Source organism: Streptomyces sp. 13-12-16 (assembly GCF_002114215.1).
Taxonomy (GTDB): domain Bacteria; phylum Actinomycetota; class Actinomycetes; order Streptomycetales; family Streptomycetaceae; genus Streptomyces.
Genome location: NZ_NCTE01001450.1, coordinates 1,718 through 2,503, shown reverse-complemented (window position 1 = coordinate 2,503; position 786 = coordinate 1,718). Strand labels below are relative to the sequence as shown.

Below are 786 nucleotides of genomic sequence, written 5' to 3'. Positions count from 1 at the left end.
CGCCGGATCGAGGGCGCCCGCCCGACGACCGCCGTCGTCGGCGGCGGCATCGCCGGCCTGGCCGCGGCGACCGCGCTGGCCGAGCGCGGCGTGGCCGTGACGCTCTACGAACGCGAACCCTTCCTGGGCGGACGGGTCGGCGGCTGGCCGACCCGCCTGGCGGACGGCACCCCGGTGACCATGGGCCGGGGCTTCCACGCCTTCTTCCGCCAGTACTACAACCTGCGCGGTCTGCTGCGCCGTACCGACCCCGGTCTGGAGCGGCTCACCGGCCTGCCGGACTACCCGCTGCGGCACGGGGACGGCCTGCGGGACGGCTTCCGGCACGTCCCGCGAACCCCGCCGTGGAGCGCGCTCGGCTTCGTCGCCCTCAGCCCGTCCTTCCGCGTGCGCGACCTGCGCCGCATGAGACCGCTCGCGGCCCTCCCGCTGCTCGACGTGCGCGTGCCCGAGGTGTACGAACGCCTGGACGGCGTCAGCGCCCACGACTTCCTCGACGCCGTGCGCTTCCCGCACCGCGCCCGCCACCTGGCCTTCGAGGTGTTCTCCCGCAGCTTCTTCGCCGACCCCCGGCAGCTGTCGGCCGCCGAGATGGTCCTGATGTTCCACATCTACTTCCTCGGCTCCGCCGAAGGGCTGCTGTTCGACGTGCCCGGCGCGCCCTTCCCCGCCGCCCTGTGGGACCCCCTGGCCGGCTACCTGCGCCGGCACGGCGCCCGGATCCGCACCGCCACGGCCGTCGAGCACATCGCCCCCACCGGGGACGGCGGCTACGAGGTCGCCACC

The 786-nt window shown here is 75.4% G+C and carries 1 protein-coding gene; it reads left to right on the top strand.

Translation table 11 applies throughout. The features are described 5' to 3' along the window. Positions 1-6: 6 nt before the first annotated feature. Positions 7-786: FAD-dependent oxidoreductase (locus B7767_RS42370; RefSeq protein WP_143653004.1), on the top strand; the 780-nt coding region annotated here is incomplete at its 3' end.